Origin of the sequence: Halomonas sp. 3D7M, assembly GCF_014897885.1 — a bacterium.
In the GTDB taxonomy this organism is placed as follows: domain Bacteria; phylum Pseudomonadota; class Gammaproteobacteria; order Pseudomonadales; family Halomonadaceae; genus Vreelandella.
In genome coordinates this window covers 1-24639 of sequence record NZ_JABUZF010000141.1, presented here as the reverse complement: position 1 = coordinate 24639, position 24639 = coordinate 1, and the positions used below count along the sequence as shown (strand labels likewise).

23 protein-coding genes and 1 riboswitch are annotated in these 24639 nt (G+C 51.1%); of the genes, 8 read left to right on the top strand and 15 right to left on the bottom strand.

The genetic code is table 11. The annotated features are described in order from the left end of the window. Positions 1 to 593: transposase (locus tag INT22_RS06965; protein WP_193067936.1), on the bottom strand; the 593-nt coding region annotated here is incomplete at its 3' end. 251 nt (positions 594 to 844) lie between these two features. Here INT22_RS06965 and INT22_RS06960 point away from each other — a divergent pair. Beyond that, the gene (locus tag INT22_RS06960; protein WP_193061553.1) at positions 845 to 1249 is read left to right on the top strand and encodes a VOC family protein; all 405 of its coding nucleotides are present in this window, start codon (positions 845 to 847) and stop codon (positions 1247 to 1249) included. Here the strand turns inward: INT22_RS06960 and INT22_RS06955 are convergent. Both INT22_RS06955 and INT22_RS06950 read right to left on the bottom strand, forming a co-directional pair. Beyond that, entirely contained in the window at positions 1246 to 1947 is a 702-nt protein-coding gene (locus tag INT22_RS06955) for a helix-turn-helix domain-containing protein (protein WP_193061554.1), read from the bottom strand. The genes INT22_RS06960 and INT22_RS06955 overlap by 4 nt on opposite strands. 135 nt (positions 1948 to 2082) lie before the next feature. After that, positions 2083 to 2439 (bottom strand): VOC family protein, encoded by a 357-nt coding sequence (locus INT22_RS06950; RefSeq protein ID WP_193061555.1) that lies wholly within the window; start codon positions 2437 to 2439, stop codon positions 2083 to 2085. A gap of 227 nt (positions 2440 to 2666) precedes the next feature. Here INT22_RS06950 and INT22_RS06945 point away from each other — a divergent pair, with 227 nt between their 5' ends. The 5 genes from INT22_RS06945 to INT22_RS06925 all read left to right on the top strand — a co-directional run bounded on the left by INT22_RS06945 (position 2667) and on the right by INT22_RS06925 (position 10354). Next, complete coding sequence (locus INT22_RS06945) at positions 2667 to 3611, top strand: integron integrase (protein ID WP_193061556.1); 945 nt, start codon at positions 2667 to 2669, stop codon at positions 3609 to 3611. 89 nt (positions 3612 to 3700) lie between these two features. After that, positions 3701 to 3859, top strand: a riboswitch (TPP riboswitch). A gap of 78 nt (positions 3860 to 3937) precedes the next feature. After that, the gene (gene tenA / locus INT22_RS06940; RefSeq protein ID WP_193061557.1) at positions 3938 to 4636 is read left to right on the top strand and encodes a thiaminase II; all 699 of its coding nucleotides are present in this window, start codon (positions 3938 to 3940) and stop codon (positions 4634 to 4636) included. Between the two features lie 44 nt (positions 4637 to 4680). Continuing rightward, a complete protein-coding gene (gene thiC, locus INT22_RS06935) occupies positions 4681 to 6642 on the top strand; it encodes a phosphomethylpyrimidine synthase ThiC (protein ID WP_226912472.1) in 1962 nt (653 codons plus the stop codon). 181 nt (positions 6643 to 6823) lie between these two features. Further along, positions 6824 to 8533, top strand: coding sequence for a hypothetical protein (locus INT22_RS06930; RefSeq protein WP_193059936.1), 1710 nt, complete (start codon positions 6824 to 6826; stop codon positions 8531 to 8533). 354 nt (positions 8534 to 8887) lie between these two features. Next, entirely contained in the window at positions 8888 to 10354 is a 1467-nt protein-coding gene (locus tag INT22_RS06925) for a DASS family sodium-coupled anion symporter (protein ID WP_193059935.1), read from the top strand. A 65-nt stretch (positions 10355 to 10419) separates the two neighbouring features. Here INT22_RS06925 and INT22_RS06920 read toward each other — a convergent pair whose 3' ends face one another. The 12 genes from INT22_RS06920 to INT22_RS06865 form a co-directional block, all read right to left on the bottom strand. Further along, the gene (locus INT22_RS06920) at positions 10420 to 10656 is read right to left on the bottom strand and encodes a CsbD family protein (protein WP_442311386.1); all 237 of its coding nucleotides are present in this window, start codon (positions 10654 to 10656) and stop codon (positions 10420 to 10422) included. 49 nt (positions 10657 to 10705) lie between these two features. Further along, entirely contained in the window at positions 10706 to 11788 is a 1083-nt protein-coding gene (locus INT22_RS06915) for a DUF2955 domain-containing protein (RefSeq protein WP_226912471.1), read from the bottom strand. Next, positions 11778 to 12839: an HlyD family secretion protein gene (locus tag INT22_RS06910; RefSeq protein WP_193059934.1), complete on the bottom strand. Its 1062-nt coding sequence runs from the start codon at positions 12837 to 12839 to the stop codon at positions 11778 to 11780. Before INT22_RS06910 ends, INT22_RS06915 begins: the two co-directional genes overlap by 11 nt. A 296-nt stretch (positions 12840 to 13135) precedes the next feature. Continuing rightward, entirely contained in the window at positions 13136 to 13645 is a 510-nt protein-coding gene (locus INT22_RS06905) for a porin family protein (protein ID WP_193059933.1), read from the bottom strand. 117 nt (positions 13646 to 13762) lie between these two features. Further along, positions 13763 to 14683 carry an EamA family transporter gene (locus INT22_RS06900; RefSeq protein WP_089038864.1) on the bottom strand — a complete coding sequence of 307 codons (921 nt, stop codon included), beginning with the start codon at positions 14681 to 14683 and terminating at the stop codon, positions 13763 to 13765. A 315-nt stretch (positions 14684 to 14998) separates the two neighbouring features. Beyond that, positions 14999 to 16780, bottom strand: a complete 1782-nt coding sequence (locus tag INT22_RS06895) for a DUF4153 domain-containing protein (RefSeq protein WP_193059932.1) — start codon at positions 16778 to 16780, stop codon at positions 14999 to 15001. A 221-nt stretch (positions 16781 to 17001) separates the two neighbouring features. Beyond that, positions 17002 to 17925 (bottom strand): heme o synthase, encoded by a 924-nt coding sequence (gene cyoE / locus INT22_RS06890; protein ID WP_193059931.1) that lies wholly within the window; start codon positions 17923 to 17925, stop codon positions 17002 to 17004. After that, positions 17883 to 18212, bottom strand: a complete 330-nt coding sequence (gene cyoD / locus INT22_RS06885; RefSeq protein ID WP_193059930.1) for a cytochrome o ubiquinol oxidase subunit IV — start codon at positions 18210 to 18212, stop codon at positions 17883 to 17885. The genes cyoE and cyoD overlap by 43 nt, the downstream gene beginning before the upstream one ends. A 1-nt stretch (position 18213) precedes the next feature. Beyond that, entirely contained in the window at positions 18214 to 18825 is a 612-nt protein-coding gene (gene cyoC / locus INT22_RS06880) for a cytochrome o ubiquinol oxidase subunit III (protein WP_193067935.1), read from the bottom strand. Beyond that, positions 18825 to 20852 carry a cytochrome o ubiquinol oxidase subunit I gene (cyoB, locus tag INT22_RS06875; protein ID WP_193067934.1) on the bottom strand — a complete coding sequence of 676 codons (2028 nt, stop codon included), beginning with the start codon at positions 20850 to 20852 and terminating at the stop codon, positions 18825 to 18827. The genes cyoC and cyoB overlap by 1 nt, the downstream gene beginning before the upstream one ends. Positions 20853 to 20854: 2 nt before the next feature. Continuing rightward, on the bottom strand, positions 20855 to 21907 hold the full coding sequence (gene cyoA, locus INT22_RS06870; protein WP_193059928.1) for a ubiquinol oxidase subunit II: 1053 nt from the start codon (positions 21905 to 21907) through the stop codon (positions 20855 to 20857). A 273-nt stretch (positions 21908 to 22180) separates the two neighbouring features. Then, the gene (locus INT22_RS06865; RefSeq protein WP_193059927.1) at positions 22181 to 22948 is read right to left on the bottom strand and encodes a DeoR/GlpR family DNA-binding transcription regulator; all 768 of its coding nucleotides are present in this window, start codon (positions 22946 to 22948) and stop codon (positions 22181 to 22183) included. Between the two features lie 260 nt (positions 22949 to 23208). Between INT22_RS06865 and INT22_RS06860 the strand changes: the two genes are divergently transcribed. Both INT22_RS06860 and INT22_RS06855 read left to right on the top strand, forming a co-directional pair. Then, complete coding sequence (locus INT22_RS06860) at positions 23209 to 24051, top strand: outer membrane protein OmpK (RefSeq protein ID WP_193059926.1); 843 nt, start codon at positions 23209 to 23211, stop codon at positions 24049 to 24051. A 33-nt stretch (positions 24052 to 24084) separates the two neighbouring features. Next, positions 24085 to 24639 (top strand): Na+ dependent nucleoside transporter N-terminal domain-containing protein (locus INT22_RS06855; protein ID WP_319022051.1); only part of this gene is annotated, 555 nt, incomplete at its 3' end.

Here is a 24639-nt window from a genome sequence, read left to right as displayed (position 1 = left end):
TAGCGAGAGAATCGTCTTGGCCCGTCGGATATCCCTGCTTCCGTCTCGGCCTCATCACGTGCGTAGTGCTCCAGCAGGTGATGCCGAATCAGGCCTCTCAGTTTCTCATCCAACTCTTTGAACGTGCCAGACCACTCTTTGGAGGCATCGGAGGACATTTTGCAGCCATCAATCGCAAAGAGTTCGTTACCCAGCAAGCCTTGTTCGTGGCATACCAGCAGCACTTGTTCGAACAGCGCTTCAATCTCATCGGCATGCCGACTGACGAAGCTGGCCAGTGTGGTGAAGTGGGGCACGGTATCGCAGGAAAGGGCTTTGAAAATAATATTGGTCTCGCAGCTCCACTGCATCTCGCGACTGGAGGTGATGCCTTTTGAGTAAGCGAACAGGACAATCTTCAACAGGATGGCCGGATCATAGGCCAACCGACCGGTCGCATCGTTACGGTACTGGGGATGGAAAACAGACAAGTCGAGTTTATGCTCGATCAGGTAGTGCACGGCGTGTTCAAAGGTGCCTGGTTGGAGCTGGTCTTGGTAGTTGATCACCACCATGGCGTTCTGGTCGTAGTTATAAGGCTTGAAGCGCGGCATGCTGACCACTCCTCGTCTGTTTCCTAGATCCTACCAAAACTTAGCCGTCAGCGGAGTTTTTCTACAGGCTCAACGTTTAGCGTAACCGGCCTTCTTTGAAGCGGCAGCGGAAAAGTTGGTCCGTGTTAACGCTTTTGTTGGGCATTATTACTTCTAATTTGACCGATTTATTCAAAACAATAGACCCCTAACTGGATTATGCTCATTACTAAAATTCATCTTCTACCACGCCACGTAGATTGGAGAGATTTATGTCGATCAAATCCGCAAGCATAACCATCGTCACACAGAGCCTCCCTGATACTCGGAAGTTCTACGAAGCTCACTTCAATGCACGTCCCGTTTTCGACTGCGGATGGTACGTAGTACTTAGGTTGACCACTTCTTATCAGGAGCCCGAAATTTGCCTAATGAGCCCACAAGAGGGCATGCAACCGTTCACTGGTGGCGCTTTTCTTAACCTGCTTGTGGAAGATGCTGATAAGCTGCACTCTCAGCTAACCCAAGCAGGTCTCACACCGGCGATGCCACTGGAAGATCACCCGTGGGGCGATAGAGGATTCAGTATTTTGGACCCCTCTGGCGTCATCGTGTATTGCTACCATCCTATTGCTCCAAGCGCCGAATTCGAAAAGTACATTATTGAAGAAAGCTAAACGTTCTGGAACACATCGGGAGCAGACAGCCGTTCAATAAACTGCTCCCCATTTGTCCGCAGCGTCGCCGGCGTGACTCCAAACCAACGCCGAATCTCACGGCTCATATGCGCCTGATCCGAGAATCCGTGCTTTATCGCGAGTATTACCAGTGGAATTTCAGACCTTACAACATCCATCGCAGCCTGGCGAACGCGGGCTAAAGACTTCCAGTACCGTGGCGGAGCCCCGCTAGTATCAGCAAGCTTCCTCCTTATACTACGTTCACTCAACGGCAAAGCTCGTCGCACTTCTCCATGTTGTATTTCCTGAATATATTCCGATACCCAAGAAGGCGCGGGGGCTGCAAAGTCATTGACCACACTAACCAGCTTTTCAAGCGTTTCATCGCCATCATTTTCTGATCCCCTTTCGTGGCAACCAAAAAGTGGAATTTGTGAAAAAATCTGGTCATCGTGTTTTGAGCACGGGTTTTCCGCCTCCCACGGAAAGGTAACCCCCACAGCCAAGCGAACCCCAACGAAAAAAGTATCCTCATCACAGAGCACCTGCCGAGGGCCAGCATCCAAGCCACTGCAAACAATGGTGGCAGGATCACTTTTGGGAACAATCGCTATCAGGTCACGGCAACCATCTGGCCAGACAGCAAAGCGCCCTTCGGGTAATTTTGTGATCCAAGTACACACAATCAAGTCCATAAGCTCTCCGCGTTGCAAGCTGCCCAACGCCAAGCACACGCGAAACTGGGTTGGCGCGGCTGTGGTTTAGAATGAAGCGCCAGCGGAATGGAAACCACAGCCGCGACAACCCAGTTTTCGCCGTGATGCTGATTGTTATAGCTTGAACTCACGGATCTGAATATGGTTTCCTTCAGGATCAACCACATTGCATACCTTGAATACAGGGTTTGACCACTCACCTTCCAGCGCCTTCCCACCGAGTTCTACTACTTTTTTTCGTGCGTACTCATGGGACTCTACCGTTAAGAACAATTTAACAGCGTTGAAATTTTGTTCCGGCATTTCGACAGGGGGCAAATGAATTATGAGATTGATCCCATCACCACCAATACTGATGAAATCGTCGGTTTCCCGAAGCAAAGCCATACCGAACATTTCAATATAGAACTCGGCCAAAGGTTTCACACTATTAGAGTAAATTATGACTCCACTCTTTGCGGGCTTGCTCATACTCTCCTCATTTTGGTCTATAACAGTGATTATACGCCTCGCTACAAAACCCCAATAAACGCGATGGCACGTTCATTGGGGTTTTGCAGACACCCAATTTGACTCTACCCCATTGATTCCCAAGAGAGCAAAGCCAATTTTGGCATCCTATCCAAAATTCGCGTGCTTGCGTGTTTTTCCCTGCTCAATAATACTGTACAAATAAACAGCAATTAAGTGTGACTCTTATGAAACTAATGGAACGCGTCAAGGCGACCCTGCGGGTCAAGCGCTATAGCCTCCGTACTGAGAAAACCTATTGCTACTGGATTCGCTTTTTCATTCGTTTCCACAGAATGCAGCATCCTGCCAATATGGCGGGCAATGAAGTGCGGCAATTTTTGGAATATCTCGCGTTAGAAAGGCACGTCGCTGCGGCAACACAAAACCAGGCACTCAATGCCATCGTGTTTCTATATCGCCACGTTCTAGATCAACCGCTGGGCGAGGTGGGTAATTTTAGCCGGGCGAAGCGCCCTAAGCGCTTACCTGTCGTGCTTTCCCACAAAGAGGTGATGGATGTGTTTGAGCATCTGTCCGGCTCCATGCTCCTGATTGCATCGCTGATGTACGGCTCTGGGTTACGAGTCTCCGAAGCTTGTCGGTTGCGCGTAAAAGATATCGATTTTGCGCGCCACGTCATCACTGTCCGTGCAGGCAAAGGCAATAAAGACCGCACTACGCTGTTGCCACCTTCATGCGCTCAACCATTACATACCCATATACAAATCGCTGAACAACAGCTGACCTCTCGCATTGGAACAAACGCAATTCCTGTATCACTGCCCTACGCGCTGGATATAAAATATCCGAATGCAGGCATTTCCCTTGCGTGGCAGTGGCTTTTTCCTTCATCCAAGCCCTGTTTCGATGAGTGGGGGCGTGTAGTGCTACATCACATCCATACTTCTGCCGTACAAAAAGCCGTTAAATATGCCATGCGGTCTTCTGCTCTAACACGACCAGGGTCGTGCCATTCTTTACGGCATAGTTTCGCAACTCAGTTGCTTAGCCAAGGCACTGACATTCGCACGGTTCAAGAGTTACTAGGCCATAAAAGCATCGAAACCACTCAAATATATACCCATGTGCTAGGTAATGGATTTGCAGGTGTTAGAAGCCCATTAGGTTAATGCAGTACATCAACGTTTCTAAGAAGCCTGTTATTCACTCACTATCCCCCTTGCATCTCTTCTCTCCTCCTCCTAGACTGCTTGGCACTAACTGCTTGACGGGGTGCCGGTGAATCCGGCTGAGATGGCGCAGGGCGTATCCACTTGATACTGCCAAAGCGCTGGTCCCGCTGAACCTGATCCGGCTAATGTGCTGCTCCTATGACGAGCGCGCGGGTACCGGCGTAGGGATCAAGCGATGGCCTCGGCTTAGCTTCACGCCTCCTTCTGCGCCATTCCCTCGATCTCAACCGCCCACCTTCCGGATCATTACTACCGGAGGCACCATGGGCTACCGCTTTGCTGATCTTACTAATGCCTGCTATGACGACTGGCGCGCCTATATTGAGCACGATTTTGTCCGTCAGTTGGGTACCGCCGCGCTACCAGAAGCATCGTTTCGCCACTATTTGAAACAGGACTACCTGTTTTTGATTCACTTCGCCCGCGCCTACGCGTTGGCCGCCTATAAAAGCCCTACGCTGGCTGATCTGCGCCAAGCCCATGAAGGTTTAAAAGCCATTGTGGATGTGGAGTTGGGCCTGCACGTGGGCTTTTGCCAGGAGTGGGGAATTTCCGAGCAAGAGCTGGCGGAGCTTCCTGAAGCCAGAGCCACCTTGGCGTATACCCGCTACGTATTAGACACCGGCAATCGCGGCGACCTGCTCGATTTGCACGTGGCGCTGGCTCCTTGCTTAGTGGGCTACGGCGAAATCGCCAACTGGCTGAATGCTCAGCCTTCTACCCTACGCGGCAGCCAAAACCCGTTTGATGCCTGGATAGCGATGTACGAAAGCCAGGAGTTTCAGACCGCCATGCAGGCTGAGCTTGAATGGCTCAACGCCCGCCTGGCCGATGTTACCCCTGCCCGCTTTGCCGAGCTAAGCAAGATCTTCCGCGACGCCACGCGTCTGGAAATCGATTTCTGGCAGATGGGTCTAGATCTGATAGACAGCGATCTAACAGACAAAAGTCTCACCCATTAAGCCAACACAATAACCATAATCAACAACGAAGGAAGACGACCGTCATGACGAAGACTTTAGAAACTGAAACTGTAAAAGCTAAGACCTCAAAAACTGAGACCGTAACAAGTAGAACCAGCCATTTTTTAGCTGAAACTGCTCAGGTCGATGCGGCTGCCATTCAACCGCTGCCCGCCTCGCGCAAGGTGTACGTTGAAGGCTCACGACCAGATATCCGCGTGCCGTTTCGGGAAATCACCCTGTCGCCCACTAAAACCAGCAGCATTGATGAAGAGAATCCGCCGCTACTGGTGTACGACACCTCTGGCCCTTACACCGACCCAGCCGCCAACAACGATTTACGCAAAGGCTTACCCGCCCTGCGCCGCGCCTGGATTGAAGAGCGCAACGATACCGAGTTCCTTGACGGCCCCACCAGTGAGTACGGCAATCGCCGCGCTAACGACCCGACACTTGCCCAGTTGCGTTTTGATTTAACTCGCACCCCGCGCCGGGCAAAACCAGGTAAGAATGTCACCCAATTGCACTATGCGCGCCAGGGCATTATTACCCCTGAAATGGAATTTATCGCCATTCGCGAAAACCAGCGCCGCCAAACATTAGGCACCGCTGAAGTTGAGCGTATTCTTGGTCACCAACATCCTGGCCAGAGCTTTGGTGCAAAATTGCCGGAAGAGATCACGCCGGAATTTGTGCGCGACGAAGTCGCCCGGGGGCGCGCAATCATCCCCAACAATATCAACCACCCAGAATCCGAGCCGATGATTATTGGCCGTAACTTCCTGGTGAAGATTAACGGCAACCTGGGTAACTCGGCAGTTACCTCGTCGATTGAAGAAGAAGTCGACAAAATGACCTGGGGTATCCGCTGGGGATCGGACACCATCATGGACCTTTCCACGGGCCAGAACATTCACGAGACCCGTGAGTGGATTATCCGCAACTCGCCGGTGCCGATTGGTACAGTGCCGATCTATCAAGCGCTTGAGAAGGTCAACGGCATTGCCGAAAACCTGACCTGGGAAGTGTTCCGCGACACCTTGATTGAACAGGCTGAACAGGGCGTGGATTACTTCACCATTCACGCGGGCGTACTGTTGCGCTATGTGCCAATGACTGCCAACCGAGTGACCGGCATTGTCAGCCGTGGCGGCTCTATCATGGCCAAGTGGTGCTTGTACCATCACCAGGAAAGTTTCCTGTATACCCACTTCGAAGAGATCTGTGAGATCTGCAAGCAGTACGACGTAGCGTTTTCTCTGGGCGATGGCCTGCGCCCCGGCTCAGTCGCCGATGCCAACGACGAAGCGCAGTTCGCTGAGCTGGAGACCCTGGGTGAGCTGACGAAGATCGCCTGGAAACATGATGTTCAGGTGATGATCGAAGGCCCTGGCCATGTGCCCATGCACCTGATTAAAGAGAACATGGATAAGCAGCTTGAGGCGTGTCACGAGGCACCTTTCTATACCCTCGGCCCACTGACCACCGATATCGCCCCCGGCTACGACCACATTACCTCCGGCATTGGCGCGGCCATGATCGGCTGGTTTGGCTGTGCAATGCTCTGCTATGTGACGCCGAAGGAGCACTTGGGTCTGCCGAATAAAGATGACGTCAAAACCGGCATCATCACCTACAAAATTGCTGCCCACGCAGCAGACTTGGCCAAGGGTCACCCGGCAGCACAGCGTCGCGATAACGCGCTTTCCAAGGCACGTTTTGAATTCCGCTGGGAAGACCAGTTCAATCTGGGGCTAGACCCGGACACCGCCCGTGAATTCCACGACGAAACTCTGCCGAAGGACTCTGCCAAAGTGGCGCACTTCTGCTCTATGTGCGGGCCGAAGTTCTGCTCCATGAAGATCAGCCAGGAAGTACGCGATACCTATCGTGACCGCGCGCCGGAAAATGCCGCTGAAAGTGATTCCGAGGCAGTCAAACGTGGCATGCAGGAGCAAGCGGAGAAGTTCCGCCGCGAAGGTAGCGAACTGTACCAGGAAGTTTAAAATAGCAGCCTGTAAGTTTCGCTACTAACGAGTGGCTCTTGGGTCTTACACGACTTCAAGGGCCATTTTTTTAAGCAAGGAGAGGTTAGTTTAATTTAAGTTGTGTATGATTATCATTCATAGTTAATTTTATTCCAAATGTTCAATTTCAAGCCAACATTTTTCAAAGGACTGACTCTAGATGAGAACGAAACTATCCTTGGCTATTTCTCTTGCCCTTCTCAGCACGGGCGTGCTGAGTGGCTGCAGCGATGATAGCGCGCCAACAGCAACAGACACCCAGCAGGAAGCACCAAAAAACCTCTCAGCTTCCCTGTTGAAATATATCCCCGCCGACTCTCCCTATTTTGTGGCAACACGGGAATCAATGCCTGAACAAGATGCCTTTGCTCTTTACCAGCGCATGCAGCCAAAGAACAGCCTTGAAGCTGACTTGGATGAACTGCGCGACATGCTGCACGAAATAGACGATGACGTGTTGCATTCGCTGATGTCACTGTTGATCGCTATGGGTGAAGAGTTTGTCGGGGTTGAAACACTCGATGATATTCATGCACTGGGCTTTAAAATGAGCCCCCAGGTCGCTTTATACGGACTGGGTATCTTGCCCACTCTGCGTATGGAATTGCAGGATGAAGACGCTTTCCGCGAAACGCTGCAGCGCATCCTCACCAATGCAGATATCAACCCGAGTACGGCCACAACAGATGGAAAAGAGTACTGGGTGCTAACACAAGATGGTCCGATTAAAGCCATCATGGCCATTATCGATAAGCAACTGCTGATGTCGGTGGTGCCAGAAAATGTCAGTGATGAGTTGCTATCACAGGTGCTGGGTAGCACCCTGCCTGACAGCAACATTGGTGATACCGGCGCCCTAGAGGAAATTGAACAGCGTCATGGCTTCACGCCCTATGGTGCTGGGGAAATCGACTCATCACGCCTGCTTAGTGAGCTGAGTACACCTACACACTTAGGTACTCAAGCACTATTGGACGCGGCTGATGCAGAGCGGCTGGATCTCTCCGCCTGCCAAGCAGATATTGACCGCATCACCAACCGCTTCCCTGGTCTTGTAATGGGCATGCGTGAGTATAACCTCGACCGTATGGAGATGAATCTCATCCTGGAAACCGATGAGGCTATTGTCAGCGATCTTCGTGCAATGACCGCTCAGGTTCCGGGCCTTGGTAGCACAGACGGCATGGCCAGCTTTGGGCTAGGCCTGAATCTACCGGTACTGATGCAAACTGTTCAGAAGTATGCTCAGGAAGTGCGTCAAAACCCGTTTAGCTGTGATGAGCTACAGGAATTAAACAGCAGCTGGAATGAGCTCAGTAAAGCGATCAATAATCCCATCGCCATGATGGTTGGCCCATCCTTATCTGGTTTCAGAGCACGCCTTAACAGCCTGACAATGAAACAGGGCGAGCCCGCCGGTACCGGTCTTTTGACCCTTGCTTCGCAAAACCCGCTTGCCCTGCTGTCTACAGCCAGCGCGTTCGTGCCTGATTTAGGGACACTTGGACTTGAACCCGGTGGAGAAGCCAAAAAAATTGACAGCATGATGCTGCCACCAGACTCACCAGAGCTCTACGCGGCCATGTCTGAAAGCGCCATTACCTTAGGCGTTGGCATCAGCGATTCCGAAACACTACAGGAAGAACTGCAATCCCCTGTTTCCGAGCGTGACCTACTGGTTCATGGCCATCTGACAGGTGAGTTCTACCATTCGCTGGCCGATGTTATAGCGCAAATGCCTTCCGATGAATTGGCAGAGCTTGATATTGATTTGCTCAAGCAATATAGCGATATCTACAAGAACATGGAGTACTGGTTCAGAGTGGATGATGCAGGCGTTGAAATGAGCTTCTCACTGGAACTGAAATAAAACGGGCTATCCCTAACATCCGAAAAACTCGCTATTGGATACAGCTGTCATCGTGTCACTGTGGACGCTAGCGAGTTTTTCGTCGGCAGCCTGGCTGATAAATGTGCCATTGGGTTTGTCGTCAATTTCAATGTGCCCAGGCTCAACAAAAATAGCCGCTTTCATCATGGTAGGCATGATTGAAGTGAGTGATACCCCATCACTATTGAGCCCACTGGATGATGGAACGGCAATTGACGTGGAACAATGAGAGATACATTAGATATCTATAGACTTAAATAGCATTTAGCGCGCTATCTTACTTATACCAAGTGTACCGCTGGCTGCTGTTTTTTTAATCTATAGGTATCCATTATGCCGACACTACCTTTCAACCCCTGGTCGACCGCAGTCGCTGTGGCCACCACTCTATTGATTTGGCTGGTGATTCCTTTGCCAGAAGGGCTGACGCCAAACGCTTGGCTTATGCTGGCAATATTTGTCGGCACTATTGTCGCTATCATCGGCAAAGCCATGCCTATTGGGGCGATCTCTGTGATTGCGATTTCTATTGTCGCGGCAAGTGGTGTTACCGGCGACACGCCAGGTGAGGCCATCAATGTCGCCTTAAGCAGTTATGCCAACCCACTTATCTGGTTAATTGCCATTGCGATTATGATTTCACGTGGGTTGATTAAAACTGGTCTGGGTGCACGTATTGGCTACTACTTCATCTCGATTTTTGGCAAGCGCACGTTGGGAATTGGCTATGGACTCGCCTTTTCCGAGCTTTCAATTGCGCCTGTCACACCAAGTAATACAGCGCGGGGTGGCGGTATCATTCATCCCATTATGCGCTCTATCGCTCACAGCTTTGACTCACACCCTGAAGACAACACGTCTGGTAAAATCGGCAAATATCTAGCGCTGGTGAATTACCACAGCAACCCCATCACCTCGGCTATGTTCATCACCGCCACCGCCCCTAACCCATTAACCGTTCAACTTATCTCGTCCGCCACTGGAGCAGAAATACAGCTGAGCTGGTTAACCTGGGCGGTCGCCATGCTGCTGCCGGGCTTGGTCGCCATCCTGGCGATGCCGTACATTCTGTACTTGCTTTACCCACCGGAAATTAAAGAAACCCCGAATGCCACCCAGTTGGCGAGAGACAAACTTGCCGAACTAGGAAAGCTAAGCCGAAACGAAGGCATCATGTTGCTCGTTTTCTTAGTGCTGCTTTTGCTTTGGGCGGATATCCCAGCGATTTTCCTGGGGGATGCGGTCACGCTTAATACCACCACGTCTGCGTTTATTGGCTTATCGCTACTCCTGCTAACAGGGGTTTTGACCTGGGAAGATGTGCTGAAAGAAAAAAATGCGTGGGATACGCTGCTGTGGTTTGGTGCTCTTATCATGATGGCAAGCCAACTTAACGAAACAGGCCTTATTAGTTGGTTTTCAGCGAATATGCAGAGCTGGATTACCACAATGGGGATTGGTTGGGCGGGAGCCTCTGCGCTTCTGGTACTTACCTTTCTTTATACCCATTACTTTTTTGCCAGCACGACTGCACACATCACTGCGATGATGGCAGCATTTCTCACCGTTGGCTTAAGTCTCGGCGCCCCACCTATGCCTTTTGTACTGATTATGGCGGCCACATCTTCGATTATGATGACCTTAACCCATTACGCCACAGGCACTTCACCAGTCATTTTTGGCTCAGGCTACCTGACGCTGGGAGAGTGGTGGAAAGCAGGTTTCATTATGAGCGTGGTGAATCTGCTCATTTGGGTAGTCGTTGGTGGTTTATGGTGGAAGCTGCTTGGCCACTACTGAGTTACCACCTAAAAGCCAACAGAGGTTATTGACCTCTGTTGGCACTGGAATGCCCTGGCTAGACACTATTTCTTAGCCTTCTCCTTGGCCTTACCTTTACCTTTCTGCAGTTCGCCCTTTACTTGTTGGGCTTTACCCTTAGCTTCTGTTTTACTACTTCCGGTTACTTTGCCAGCTGCTTCCTTCACTTTTCCGGCGGCCTTATTGACAGTACCTTTCACTTTATCTTCTTTGCCACTTGCCATGACGAACACCTCTAATCCGTTAGTGGGGATGATGCCGCTCACTAAGTGAATACTCACTTCGAATGGCGACACCTTCCTTAGCGTAGCCTTTGTTAGAAAAGTTACCTCAATTACTTTTAGGCAGGCGCGTTGGCTGCCAACTATTTAGCAAACAGTGTAAACAAGCCATTACCAACAAGGTGCCCACGAGCGCAACGCTCATCGAAGAGAACCGATAAAGCGCGCTATAAACAAGGTCTTGCTGCGGGCCTAACGATTGTCCAAAGAGAATACCCAACGTTGTCAGCCCTCCAAAGCCAATGCCTGAGCCGCCACCTTCTAAAATATGTTCTCTAGCAAACAGCATTAGTCCAAGCCAATAGAGCAAAATCACCAGCAAAAAATGATGGCTTTGGGTGTAAAGCAATAGCTGCATTGCCAGCGCCAGATTACAGCCCAGTAGCGTACCGATTGCTCGCTTACCTGCCGACACGCGAGCACCGGAATAGCCTAAAGCAAACAGAATCAGAATGGTGGCCATTTGCGCTGACAGCGAATCGCGAAGGTCAAACATTTGGAACACTACAAACGAGAGCGTGGCCGTAATGCCGCCCATCAATGTTTCATGGCGAATTTGGGCTGCAGGCTTTGTACCACGCGGTGGTGGCTGGCGGGGTTCAACATCGGGAAATAGCGTATGCATCAACATGGCAATAAATACCGCCAGCAGGCTGGCCATAATATTACTCGCCAACAGATCGCTTAAATCAACACCAGGGTAGCTAGCAAAGTGCAGCAATATGCTTAGCGTCAACACGCCATTCGCGCCAAACAGAAACAGCGGGCCTTTTGCCATTAGATTGAAGCGCAGCAAAAACAGACCTAGTACGACCAGTGTCATCACTACCGGCATATGCTTTAGAAGCCCCACCACCAAGCTGACTTCCAAAGCATTCAAGCTAACGTTCGCCAAAAACTGGCGAATGATGCTGCCATTTAAAATGGGTACCATACCCAACAAGAACATCGGGAAAACGGTAAAAAAAACGCCATAATTCCAGCCCATCAATTGGCTAATAATAAACCCCAGCGAACCGCCTCCCGCTACCCGCAGGCACTGGCGCAGGCCGTTTTGAGAGAGCGCTGGCTTATTAACAGCCTCTATGGGTGTTTTTTTAATAACCGTTTTAATAGCCGCTTTAGTAAACATAGTGCAGCCAACTAATCAGGTGCGCCTGCAACCATGCAAACGGTTTAGCCATGTCATGTTCGCCCGGCACTAGTTGCACTGTTGCCCGCGCACCACTCGGGGGTAGTTCAGTCAACGGCGTATCTAACGCCACATGAATACGCGCACGTTGCGCATCTCGTATCCAACGATCTGAAGCAGGAATATCCACAAGTTGACCATCCGCTGCCTGCTGGCCTGCGCGGGTGCCGGCGTCAAAGGCACTGACATGCCCTTCAAAAATTCGTCCAGGCAACGCATCGAATACCACTTTTGCTTCATCGCCAAGCGCCACATGGCGCAGGCTCTTTTCACGAAAATCAGCCACGACCTCTACCGTGCTCGCGACCAGCGCCACCGCAGGCTGCCCCGCCTGCACATAATGGCCAGGCTGTAGCTGAAGATTAGCGACCACACCGGACTCTGGCGCTTTTACCACCGTATGGGCTAAATCCAGTTCAGCTTTTTCAAGGGCATTATTCGCTTGGCGAAGGCGTAAGTTATCGTCGCCCTCTTCTCCCAACTGTACCTCTAAGCTTTCAATCTGTGCCTGGGCAGATGCCACAGCCGCCTGTGCGGTATGTTCGGCCGCGACCTGCTGTTCGTACTGCTGACGAGAAATCCCCTGACGCCCAAGCAGCGCTTCAGCACGGCGGCGCTCACCGCTGTGCTCATCGTAAGTAGCCTGTGCCGAGGCAAGTGATGCCCTGGCAGCCGCTAGCTCTGCATTTAAGCGGGCGTTTTCTTGCTCCGCTTGCTCCCGGTTTAATTGGGCTTGGGAGTGAGCGATTTGAAAGGGAGATGGGTCTAAGCGAAACAGCACATCACCCTGGGTTACCGGCTGATGGTCTCTCACCACAACTTCTTGCACAGGGCCGCTTAGCTCAGGAGCAATGCTGGTGACGGGGCGCATTGCCCGCGCCTCAGGCGTCATGGGCATAAAGCTATCGGCCATTAAGAAGTAAACGAATAGCAATAAAAATACGGTCAGGGCTATTTTCACCCAGCGAGTAAATTTTTGATCAGGGGACATTGGGATTTCTCATTGACGAGCACCAAAGCGGCGATGTCACCGCTTGGAGATATTATTAGGTGGAATACTTTAGTCTAACAAATCATTAGCACGCTAACAATATTCTCATTATGAACAAGCGCTCAATAAAGTCACTCCAATGACTTTCCCTTGATACATCAACTTATTATGCGAACCAGATACCCTTACCATTCGCTAGCAAGCCCCTATTCTTAGCGCAAAAAAAGCCCTATCGCTAGGGTTAGCAATAGGGCTTTATTTCTGCTGATAGGTTAATTAAGTGTTAGGCGATTGCCTTAAAAACGGTACTTTAGGCCTACACTGGCAGCATCAAAATCATAGGCAGATTTATCCAGGTAGCGCATGTAGTCAGCGCCTACCGATACATTGGAACTGATATCCATTTCCGCACCGGCACCGTAGGAGAAACCGGTTTCACGGTCGCTATTAATATCAACCTCTGTGAAGCCCGCTAAGCCATACAAACGCACTTCTGGAGCAATGGGTACGATACCTTTCGCATAAGCACCCGCAACGTGATTTAGCTCGGCACCACCATCTGAACCACCTGTCCCCAAATGACCTTCTAAGGCAAAATAGTCATTGAACTGTGCCCCACCACGGAGACGCAAACCAACGTCATCGCGTGAAGAGCCTCTTTCTGGGTTCAGGCTCCAAAACATGGCATCGCCGCCCACATATCCTTGTGGGTACTGGAAGGATTGTTGCGCTTGAGCCGATGCCGCGAACGTACCCGCACCAACTAAAAGAGCGGCAGAGGTGAGTGATAATACGGTCATCTTCATAAGTTAAACCTCAGTTAAAAAACAGCGTTTCCTTACACTTTTTAATTTTGGCTTATACTTTAGGAGAACGCAATCTGCCAGCCCAACTTGCACACAGTTTCCTTTTTCCCCTCCTACTTACCTACCTTTCGAAAGACTGAGCACAACAATGCCGCCAACGACCACTGCCCCACCTACGAGTTGGCTTGGGCTTAGCATCTGACCTAGAACGATATAACCAAGTAGTAAAGACGCTACTGGCTCGAAGTTCATCACCGGAGCATTGCGCGCCATGTCCAGGCGTGGCACAAAAATAAACAGTAGGGAAAAAGCACTACCGTATAGCAAAGCTAACAAGGCTAGTCCTGTCCAGCCTGCGCTGTTATCTGGCAAGCTCATTCCCCCAGGAACCGCCCCCAGCACCCCACCAACGATCATGACAATAAACACCGTTTGCATGGTCAGCAGGCTACGTAAGGTGCTGCCAACCCCTGCCAATCGATGCTCAGTGACCCAAAGCGCGCAAGCAAACGCAAAAGCGGCACTTAACCCAAACCCAATACCAACCAACCACTCAGGCCCCATGGCATTGGCATCCGCGAACCAACTCGGTATATCGAGCACCACTAGCAGCCCAATCAAAATAGTGCCCATAATCAGGCAACTGCGCAGCGAAGGCCGAGGTCCGCCCAACGCCCAACTTAACAGCGCTAATTGAATAGGAAAGGTGTTGACCAGCAACAGAGCAATGACCACTGGCAAACGTGCAACCGCTGAATAAAGGCTCACGCTTTGAATGGCAATCAGAAGCCCTACTGCCAACTGCCATGGCCATGTGCCGGGCGGTAGCCAAAGCCGCTTTTTTTGAACCACGACCAGCGTCAGTAAAATCAAACACGCCACGCCAGAACGCATCAATACCGCAAGAAGTAAGCCAGTACCATTATCAAACGCAAGCCGCGCGGAAACGTGGTTAGCTGCGAACATGGTAGCCACCGACATCATCAGAAAAATGGCTAGGTGGCGAGGCAGTAGCGTTGGTAACGAGGTAGAAGGCATAGGAACAAAACGGCTCACGATAAGTAGATTAAACAGCAGGATGACGACATTTTATGCTGAAGGCTAACGCAATACCGCGCTAATATCATGCAGCGCAGCATATCATACCAAGGTCTAAACCACTTTTACGCTAACTACTTTACAAAGGTTGTCATGAGCACACCGATGCTGGTCATTAACTATGGCTCTTCTATCAACGATGCATTGATTGATGGTGCCCCTCAGGGACCGGGAACCATGATGCCGAAACGGGAGGAAGTTAATAACCTATTTCCCAGGCTACCCAGGTCGGCGCTATCCCCCCTTCACATCAAGCTAGTTCTCAGCGGTTGATAATTGCTGCCTGACAAACTCAAGAGAGGGCCGTAAAAAGTGTAAACAGGAGCCGGTTCGATAGATATTCAAAGATTCAGGTATACGCTGTAATTTGCTATACGAGTAGCTATGTAGACACTCTTCGGCATGATGTTTCTGCTCGCTACCCAACGACACTAAATCACCTACCCAATGCCAGGCCTGATTGCGCTCGGCGTAGGCCTTCGCTTGAAAGGTGTATTGGTCGTAAATCAGCCACTGGATACTCGGGTCATCGTCAATACGAACCGCTCTGCAAGGATCCGGCTGGTTCAAGCACATCAAATCCTGTTTAGCCAGCAGCACCAGTAAAGACTCGGGCATCGTAGCCGTCTCAGGCCTTATACGAAACTGTTGGGCTAGATCGTTAGTATCCAACAGAGACTCGGTGTTACCGGATTGAGCTTGCTTTATGTGAAACTCGACACGACGTTTCAGCTCAGGATGCGTCTGGGCAAACTCGCTCTCGGCCAGCTCTTGCAGAGCTAGGTTGCCGGGCCGCCCAAGTCGATAGAGCACATAGTCGAAATCAAAATCTTCCACTGCTGTGTGCCCATCCAATAATCGCTTTACCTGATGCTGGGCAGACCAGTGGCTCATGTCAGCCAGTGGCGTATTAACCAGTATCAGCACACTGGCCACCAGAAGAGCCAGCCACCTATTGACGCGGTGAATACCGGGTAACGCTGCTTTTCGGCGCCAAAGTATTATCACGCTGTAACTGAAGGTAAAAGTCGCCACCAATGCTTGCAGCAGTCCAGCCCATAACCGGTCCAAACTGAGCCCATACTGGTCGATACGCAGCCATAGTGCCCAAGCCGCCAATAGGCTGCCAATTGGCAGGAGTACGACCGCCACCAAAACCGTATTGCGTAGCCAACCAGGGTAAGGAGAGTTGCTATGGGTTTGATGGAATACAGCGTTAAAGAACAGTAGCAAGGTTAACATCAGCGCCATAAGGATTTGCGCTGCCTTGCCTGTATCCCATATGGGTTCTAACCCTGTCCACATCAGCACGGTGAAGAATAGCAGGATGACCAAGGCAACTAACGGCAAAAGTGTCTTGATAAGCGCTTCACACATCAGCCTTACGCTGGCAAGAAAGCGGAACCGGTTGCGAATCATCACCACGGCGATACCGAGCATCAACCAGGTAACCGGATAGACAAACACCGGCTTATAAAAAACACGTTCAAAAAAGTCTATGCCGATGGCAGTAAAAAGCGCTCCCCATAGCCCCAAAATTACCCAAAACACCCCTATAAACAGACTGACCTGGGCAATTGTCAGGGCGAATTCCCATGAGTAATTCAGCAATGGTTGATAGGCTTTTGGCCATGTGCCACTGGAAGCACTGCTTCTAAAGAACAGAGCAAGGATGAGCATAGCCACCCCCACAGTCATACTAAAGGAAGCCATCAGGGGTGATGTATTCCGGTAAGGCGCTTCCGGCATAGAGGTTGCCCAACCAAGGTGCCACCCCATCCAAAACAGCAGAGGCGTCAACAACAGCGGTATTAAATTGATACGATCCCGCAGTCGCACCATGCTAATCAGGTAAAAGGCAGGTACCACGATAGTGATGGAATAAAGTGCGCTTAGCCAGCGTTGGTCAGTGGCTAGCCAGTGTGTATGTTCAACAGCCAGATGCAACGCGTAGAGTGCAACCCCCTGAAACAGGGCAATAAGAATCAACCCAATGCTGGTGCTACGATCCAAGGCGCTTAGACGGTTATCATCCATGATAATTCTCTGAGGGGCAGGTGGCGAACGTGATATCACGTCATTAGTCGGCTCAGAATACCAATAATCGCAGGTAGACGTTATTCATGGGTGGCCAATATCAATTAACAATTGCACCACGTCTTAAGTCATTACTGACCGTGACTCCACATAGAAAAATAGCCCCAGGCACTGCCTGGGGCTATTTTATTTAGCGAATTAACGTGTGTAAGAATTACCTGTCAGGCCCACATAGGCACCATGGCTTCCAACACCATCACTAAGCTCATTGCGGTAATCGTCAGAATCGATACACCGAACACCTTTTTGGCCCAGCGTACGTCATCACCCAGTCGAAAACCACACAGCGCTAAGTACAGCCAGTAGCCGCCCATTGCTAATGCAACGCAGAGGTAGCCCGTACCCGCTTGACTGGCTAGCACCAAGGCGAGCGACGCAGGAATAAACGCGACGATGTAGCCCAAGATGTGGTGTTTTGCCCGTTTGATACCATGCACCACCGGCAGCACTGGAATCGATGCCCGGCGATAATCCGCATAGCGAAAAATCGCAATGGCATACGAATGCGGCATCTGCCAAAGGCAGAAGATGACCAGCAGCATGAAAGCACCGCTATCAAACTGCCCCGTCACCGCACAATAACCAACAACCGGCGGCATCGCCCCAGAAAGGCTGCCCACCAACGTGCCGTATTCAGAGTGTCGCTTCATATAAAGGCTGTACAGCCCAACGTAAACGCCCCAGCCGATCACCGCTAATGCCACGGTTAAGCCGTTGGTGCCCAGCGCCAAACACACCACGCCCGCTACCCCAAGCAGCGCCGAAACGCCTAATGCCTGAGTAATAGAGATACGTCCTTTGGCCAGAGGGCGATGGCGCGTACGCGCCATCAAAGCATCGATATCACGGTCAATAACGTTATTACAGGCGCAGCCAGACGCAATGACCAGTGCAATACCCAACATGACCGTACTAAACGTGACCCAATCAAAGGTACCGTGGGCGGCTAAAAAATAACCGCCTAAGGTTGCAATGAGATTGCCGCCAATAATGCCTGGCTTTGTTAGCGCGAGTAGGTCACGCCAACGGCTAGGCACCACCGTTAACCGATCATCATGTTGAGATGCAGATGCTGCATGATCCATAAAGAGCCCCCTACCACCAAGACAAGTATCGTCAGCGTGAAAACGAAAGACATCACGTTCCACCCTTCGTCGGCGTTGGTGTTCATATGCATAAACATGACCAGCTGAACCAAAATCTGCAGCACGGCTGTTACTGCGATAACGACCACCGTCGTGACGGTGCTTAGTGCACCGCTCATCACGACCGCGAATGGAATCACGGTTAGCACTAAAGATAGCAGAAGCCCAGTCACATACGATTTAACGCTGCCATGGGAAGAAGTTGAATTAGATGAAGAATGGCTCATCTCACAGCACTCCCATTAAATAAACGAACGAGAAAACACAGATCCAGACGATATCCAGAAAGTGCCAGAATAGGCTTAGGCACAGAATTCTAGGGCGAGTCATCGGTGTTAGCCCTTTGGTAGAAAGCTGCACCAACATGACGAGGATCCATACCAAACCAACGGTCACGTGCAGCCCGTGAGTGCCCACCAGGGTGAAAAACGACGAGAGAAACGCACTCTGATCGGGCCCATACCCTTGATGAATCAAGTGCTGGAACTCATAAACTTCCATGCCAACAAACGCCGCGCCCAGCAGGAAGGTTATCGCTAACCACGCCTTTACTTGGCCAATGCGCTCAGCATTCATGGCCAACACGCCTATGCCGAAAGTAAAGCTACTAAACAGCAGTAAGAAAGTTTCGACGAGCACGAAAGGTAGCTCGAAAATATCTGCCGCCGTCGGGCCGCCCGCCATGCCCTTCATGAGCACGGCGTAGGTAGCAAACAGTGACCCGAAGATCACCAGATCGCTCATTAGATAGACCCAAAAGCCGAATAATTTGGTGCCGCTGGCATCATGGTGCTCATGGGGCTCAGACGTTGCGCCATGGCGTAGGGTATCGGTAGCCATTACGCTCGCGCCTCCGCATAGTTTGTCTGCTTACTATCAGTTGAGTCACTGGCGGTCGGGGTGGTTTTGCGCTGCTGGTGCTCACGCTCAATCCGCTCCACTTCTGCGGCAGGCACGTAGTAGTCGATATCATCGTTGAAAACACGCGCTAAGAAGCTGATGACTACGCCAAGCGCACCCGCCGCGGCTAGCCACCAGATATGCCATACCAGTGCAAAACCAAGTACCAGGGCAAACAAGCTGATGATCGGCCCTGCCACGGTATTACGAGGCATGTGGATATCGGTATAAGGCGCTTCATCCAACTGTTCGTTGCTACGCTGTTTTTGCGACCAGAAACTGTCGATATCGCCAACTTCAGGCAAACGGGCAAAGTTGTAGAACGGTGCTGGTGATGACGTTGACCACTCCAATGTACGGCCATCCCATGGGTCGCCAGTCACATCGGCATTCAGCTTGCGGTCACGAATGCTCACCCAGAACTGAATAATGGTGCAGGCAATGCCCATCATGATGATGACGGCACCTACCCAGGCCAGGATCATCCACGACTGCCACTCTGGGTTGGCGTAGGACTGCATGCGGCGCACCGCACCAAAGAAGCTCAACACATAGAGCGGCATAAAGGCGACATAGAAGCCAATAAACCAACACCAGAATGAACGCTTGCCCCACTTCTCGCTAAGCGTGAAGCCGAATGCTTTGGGGAACCAGTACGTTAAGCCCGCCATCATGCCAAACACCACGCCACCAATAATCACGTTGTGGAAGTGGGCAATCACGAACAGGCTGTTATGCAATACAAAGTTGGCAGCGGGTAGCGCCAGCATCACGCCGGTCATACCGCCTAAAGTGAAAGTAATAATAAAGCCTAAGGTCCATAGCACCGGCGAGGTCAGCTCCAGGCTGCCGCGGAAGATAGTGAACAGCCAGTTGAATACTTTCACCCCGGTAGGAATGGCAATAATCATCGTCATAATGCCGAAGAAGGCGTTGACGTTTGCACCAGCCCCCATGGTGAAGAAGTGGTGCAACCAGACAATAAACGACAGCAGCGTGATCGCCACTGTGGCCCATACCATGGTGGTGTAACCAAACAAACGCTTACGCGCGAAGGTCGCGATCACTTCAGAGAACACGCCGAAGGCTGGCAGGATCAGGATATACACTTCCGGATGCCCCCAGGCCCAGATGAGGTTGACGTACATCATCATGTTGCCGCCAAAATCATTGGTGAAGAAGTGCATGCCGAAGTAGCGGTCTAGGGTTAACAGCGCGATGGTCGCGGTAAGAATCGGGAAAGAGGCAATAATCAGGACGTTGGCACAAAGCGATGTCCAGGTAAAAATAGGCATGCGGAACATGGTCATGCCTTTGGTGCGCATTTTCAGGATTGTGACAAAGAAATTAATCCCGGTGAGCGTCGTCCCTATGCCGGATATTTGTAACGCCCATATCCAATAGTCGACCCCCACACCAGGGCTAAACTCTATCCCCGAAAGTGGCGCATAAGCGAGCCAGCCAGTTTTGGCGAATTCTCCTACTACAAGGGAAATATTAACTAGAATCGCGGACACCGCGAACAGCCAAAAGCTCAGGTTATTCAAGAAAGGAAAAGCAACGTCGCGTGCGCCAATTTGCAGCGGCACCACCAGATTCATCAAGCCGATGACCATGGGCATCGCAACGAAAAAGATCATAATCACGCCATGGGCGGTAAAGATCTGATCATAGTGTTCAGGAGGGAGGTAACCCGCGGCCCCACCAGCCGCCATAGCCAACTGGGTACGCATCATAATGGCATCAGCAAAGCCGCGTAGCAGCATCACCAAGGCAACCACAAAATACATAATACCGAGCTTTTTGTGATCAACGGAGGTAAACCACTCGCTCCACAGCCAGCCCCACTTTCGGTAATAGGTTAATGCGCCGATAAGCGCAGCACCGCCAATCGCCATCATGGCGGCAACGATCATAATGATCGGTTCGTGATACGGAATCGACTCTAATGTCAGTTTTCCAAACATGCTTAACCCCCCGCTTCAACGCTTGTGGGATGGCCGCTCATCGCGTGATCCTCACTAGCATGCTGATTGGTAACGTGGCCAAACGCGGCCTGATGATGGGTAGCGCCTGCGCTTTCTAGCTCGCCAGACTCGCCGTGGCTATCGTCAACATCACTGACGGCTTCGTGGTTAACATGGTCGCCATGACCACCGTGCCCACTGCCACCGGTATGAAAGCTGGTCAGAATCGACGTATAGAGCGCCGGAGATACCTCAGAGAAGTACTCGACCGGGTGGTATTCACTCGGTTTGGCTAAATCGCTATAACGGTCGGGATAGGTCAGGGTTTCATTGGAAGCCCGCACGTTTTCAACCCACGCCTCAAATTCTTCTGGGGTGGTAACGTGAGCATCGAAGGTCATTCCTGAGAAGCCAGCACCGCTGTAATTTGTGGAACGGCCTGGATAAACGCCGACGTCGTCTGCAATTAGATGAACATCGTTATCCATACCCGCCATGGCATAAATTTGGCTGCCTAAGCGCGGAATAAAGAACGCATTCATCACAGAGCCAGAGCTGACTCGAAAACGCACCGGTGTATCCACAGGAAAGGCAAGCTCGTTGACACTGGCAATGCCTTGTTCGGGGTAGATGAACAGCCATTTCCAGTCCAGCGCTACCACTTGGATTTCCATTGCGGCGGTATCGCTTTCGATGGGCTTATGGGGATCTAAACTATGGGAGGTTTTCCAGGTAAGAAACGCTAAGACAGCGATGATTAAACAAGGCACTGTCCATACCGCGACTTCAATCGCATTAGAGTGCGCCCAGTCGGGTAGGTATTTAGCAACATTGCGATTGCTGCGCCGATAACGCCAACCAAACAGCAGCGTCATCACTATCACTGGAATCACTACAATTAGCATCAGCCCAAATGAGGTCAGTATTAGCGAGCGTTGCTCAACGCCAATCTGCCCTTTGGGATCCAACAATGCAGAACTGCAGCCCGTTAACAACAGGCACAACATGACGAGCACGAATGTGCCTCGCCTGCGCCAGAGGGTATGTCGTTGCATGGTGTGATCTCGTCAGAGAGTTGTCCAAAACAGCGCACTATTTGACCAGCTGAATAGCTAGCTAAATAGCCCGCTAACTAACACCCCATACTTTTCCCAGAACAGTGAGTACGTATGCGTTGCTCCGGGAAAAATATGCGCTACCGAAGGGATTGGTAGCGAGTCATAGCCAATACACGCCACGCGCGCATAAACTAAGACTAAAGTATTTTCTATTGATCTGGATCAATCAGAAAGAGACGCTTTGCCGCACCCCGAATGCTCAATAGTGTGTTAAGCGACTGTCACACTGGGTGATGCATGAGGAAGACAATCTTGAACTTTCGACGCACTGTCATCGTCGGTCACGACAATATCGAAATCGGATAACGCGGCAAAATAGGCTGGGCGCACTAAACCAAATTTGCTGGCATCAACAATCAACAGGCGCTGCATAGCCGTTGCAATGGCAGCCTGTTTTGGCGCTACTTCATGAAAATGGAAACAACTAACCCCACGCTCGCAGTCCACTCCTGCGGCAGAGATCAATGCTTTATTAATGCCTAAACGCTCAATCGCAGCACGCATACCATCACTACCAAACGATTGTGATGAGGCATAAAACAGTCCCCCTAGCAGCACTAACCGCACATTAGGCAGCGCGGCCACTGAGTTAGCCACGTTAAGGGCATACGTCACCACAGTGAGCTCGCGGAAATGGCTTAACTGACTAAGTAAAGGAATCAGTGTTGAACCGCAGTCAATGAATAGCGTATCGCCGTCTTCGATAAAGCTGGCAACTCGCTGACAGAGGCGGTGCTTAATCTGATAATGGCTGGCCTGTTGCTCAGTCAGATCGTACACCGGTGTTACGCCAGGGTAGTTTGCCATGACCAACCGACCGCCCAACAAGCTAATCGCCGAAGGCTGCGTAGTAACGTCCCGACGGATCGTCATTTCAGAAACACCGCACAGCTCAGCAGCATCGCGCAGATGCAATGTCCCCCCGCTGGCAAGCGCTTCTTGCAACATTGCCAAACGCTGAGCGCTTCGGTCATTCATGGCAAACCTCTCCTTTAATCCCAAGTTCAGGCGTTATTTGTTATCAGCGGTTAGTGGGTATCCAAGGCCTATGCTGAGCCAGCCCTCATTATATTTCCACTGTCAGACACTGCTCTTCGACTATTTGAGAGTCATATCACATATACAAAGCGTTGATGGGCTAATACTTGCAAATCAACGTTAAAAAAATAACACTAAATGTTATAATTTTAACATCAACACCAGCCCACACGACTCATAACAACCCTGTTGAGGCTTCCATGACTGCTCACACCCCTTCTCGTTCTTCTTTCGTCACGCTTGGCGCTGGCGTTTTGCTGGCTAGCGCTGCGCTGGTAACGCCAGCGTTAGCAAACGACACCCCCGCGTCACCAACGACGCCCCTTTGGTCGTTTGCCAACGTTTCGGTGAACTACTTGGATTGGTCTAACGGTACTGAAGCGCGTACCGCTAGTAACGCAGCAAAAAGCGACTTCACGTTTGTCGAAATCGAAGGCGGCGTCGGTTACAGCTGGGGCGAATTCTACGGTTTCTTCGATTTCGAGAACCCAACCAACGATCAGTTTGACGAATCAAGCGGTGGTAAAGACAACTTTCGTACCGCTGGAAAAGTCACATCGCATATTTATCTCGGCGACAGCCCGCTATCAATCTACGCGCACCTGTACGACTTCCGCGATTATGGTTTCAACGCTCGCGAGCAGGATCAAATTCTCGGCCTCGGCTACCGCACGACGTTCGACAATGGCCTATGGTTTAAACCGTTTATTGGCGCAGCACGTGTGCAGAGCGACAGCTACACTGGCATGAACGGCTTTATGGCAGGCTGGGTAGCAGGTTATGACTTCTCAGCGCTCAACCAGAACTTCAGCGTCACCAACTGGCATGAACAAACCTTTGGCCGTGACGACGAGTACCTGGAACAAAACTACGTAGGTGATAAAGCGGGGAGCGTAGGCACCAACGGCGCGCTTAGCTTGTGGTGGCATCCTTCTGAGCTAATTACCACTGGCGTGCAGTATCGCTACTCAGACAATAAGCTGGGTACCCCGAACGCTTACCAAAATGCGATGATTTACTCAGTAAAATTAAACTTACTGTAATCGCTCCACTTCACACGCTCGGAAGGTACCCACATGACTCTCATCATGAGCTTGGTAGGCATGGTTACACTGGTAACCATCGCACTTATCTTCTCTTACGACCGTAAATCCATCCGGCTGCGCACCGTGCTTGGTGCATTTGCCATTCAGGCAGGTATCGGTGCATTTGTGCTTTATGTGCCCTTTGGCCAAGCAGTTCTGCAAGCCATTTCGTCTGGTGTTAGCCAAGTATTGGTCTACGCCAATGACGGCATTGGCTTTCTGTTTGGCGGCTTAGCCGATGTCGATAACGTCGGCTTTGTTTTTGCCATAAAAGTACTGCCCGTGATTATCTTTTTCTCGTCACTCATCGCAGTACTTTACTACATAGGCATTATGCAGTGGGTCATTCGGATTTTAGGCGGCGCACTGCAAAAAGCACTTGGCACTTCTCGCACCGAATCTCTTTCTGCCACGGCAAATATCTTTGTTGGCCAAACCGAAGCGCCGCTGGTGGTACGTCCGTTTATCGCCCGCATGACGCCTTCGCAGCTATTTGCGGTGATGTGCGGTGGCTTAGCATCGGTGGCTGGTTCGGTACTGGCGGGC

Excerpts from the sequence above, each read along its gene's own strand:
- INT22_RS06960 (WP_193061553.1), top strand. The coding sequence starts at position 845 with ATGTCGATCAAATCCGCAAGCATAACCATCGTCACACAGAGCCTCCCT.
- INT22_RS06865 (WP_193059927.1), bottom strand. The coding sequence starts at position 22,948 with ATGAATGACCGAAGCGCTCAGCGTTTGGCAATGTTGCAAGAAGCGCTT.
- INT22_RS06955 (WP_193061554.1), bottom strand. The coding sequence starts at position 1,947 with ATGGACTTGATTGTGTGTACTTGGATCACAAAATTACCCGAAGGGCGC.
- cyoD (WP_193059930.1), bottom strand. The coding sequence starts at position 18,212 with ATGAGCCATTCTTCATCTAATTCAACTTCTTCCCATGGCAGCGTTAAA.
- INT22_RS06915 (WP_226912471.1), bottom strand. The coding sequence starts at position 11,788 with ATGTTTACTAAAGCGGCTATTAAAACGGTTATTAAAAAAACACCCATA.
- tenA (WP_193061557.1), top strand. The coding sequence starts at position 3,938 with ATGGGCTACCGCTTTGCTGATCTTACTAATGCCTGCTATGACGACTGG.
- cyoE (WP_193059931.1), bottom strand. The coding sequence starts at position 17,925 with ATGGATCATGCAGCATCTGCATCTCAACATGATGATCGGTTAACGGTG.
- cyoC (WP_193067935.1), bottom strand. The coding sequence starts at position 18,825 with ATGGCTACCGATACCCTACGCCATGGCGCAACGTCTGAGCCCCATGAG.
- INT22_RS06910 (WP_193059934.1), bottom strand. The coding sequence starts at position 12,839 with ATGTCCCCTGATCAAAAATTTACTCGCTGGGTGAAAATAGCCCTGACC.
- cyoB (WP_193067934.1), bottom strand. The coding sequence starts at position 20,852 with ATGTTTGGAAAACTGACATTAGAGTCGATTCCGTATCACGAACCGATC.
- cyoA (WP_193059928.1), bottom strand. The coding sequence starts at position 21,907 with ATGCAACGACATACCCTCTGGCGCAGGCGAGGCACATTCGTGCTCGTC.
- INT22_RS06945 (WP_193061556.1), top strand. The coding sequence starts at position 2,667 with ATGAAACTAATGGAACGCGTCAAGGCGACCCTGCGGGTCAAGCGCTAT.
- INT22_RS06905 (WP_193059933.1), bottom strand. The coding sequence starts at position 13,645 with ATGAAGATGACCGTATTATCACTCACCTCTGCCGCTCTTTTAGTTGGT.
- INT22_RS06860 (WP_193059926.1), top strand. The coding sequence starts at position 23,209 with ATGACTGCTCACACCCCTTCTCGTTCTTCTTTCGTCACGCTTGGCGCT.
- INT22_RS06950 (WP_193061555.1), bottom strand. The coding sequence starts at position 2,439 with ATGAGCAAGCCCGCAAAGAGTGGAGTCATAATTTACTCTAATAGTGTG.
- INT22_RS06900 (WP_089038864.1), bottom strand. The coding sequence starts at position 14,683 with ATGCCTTCTACCTCGTTACCAACGCTACTGCCTCGCCACCTAGCCATT.
- INT22_RS06925 (WP_193059935.1), top strand. The coding sequence starts at position 8,888 with ATGCCGACACTACCTTTCAACCCCTGGTCGACCGCAGTCGCTGTGGCC.
- INT22_RS06895 (WP_193059932.1), bottom strand. The coding sequence starts at position 16,780 with ATGGATGATAACCGTCTAAGCGCCTTGGATCGTAGCACCAGCATTGGG.
- INT22_RS06930 (WP_193059936.1), top strand. The coding sequence starts at position 6,824 with ATGAGAACGAAACTATCCTTGGCTATTTCTCTTGCCCTTCTCAGCACG.
- thiC (WP_226912472.1), top strand. The coding sequence starts at position 4,681 with ATGACGAAGACTTTAGAAACTGAAACTGTAAAAGCTAAGACCTCAAAA.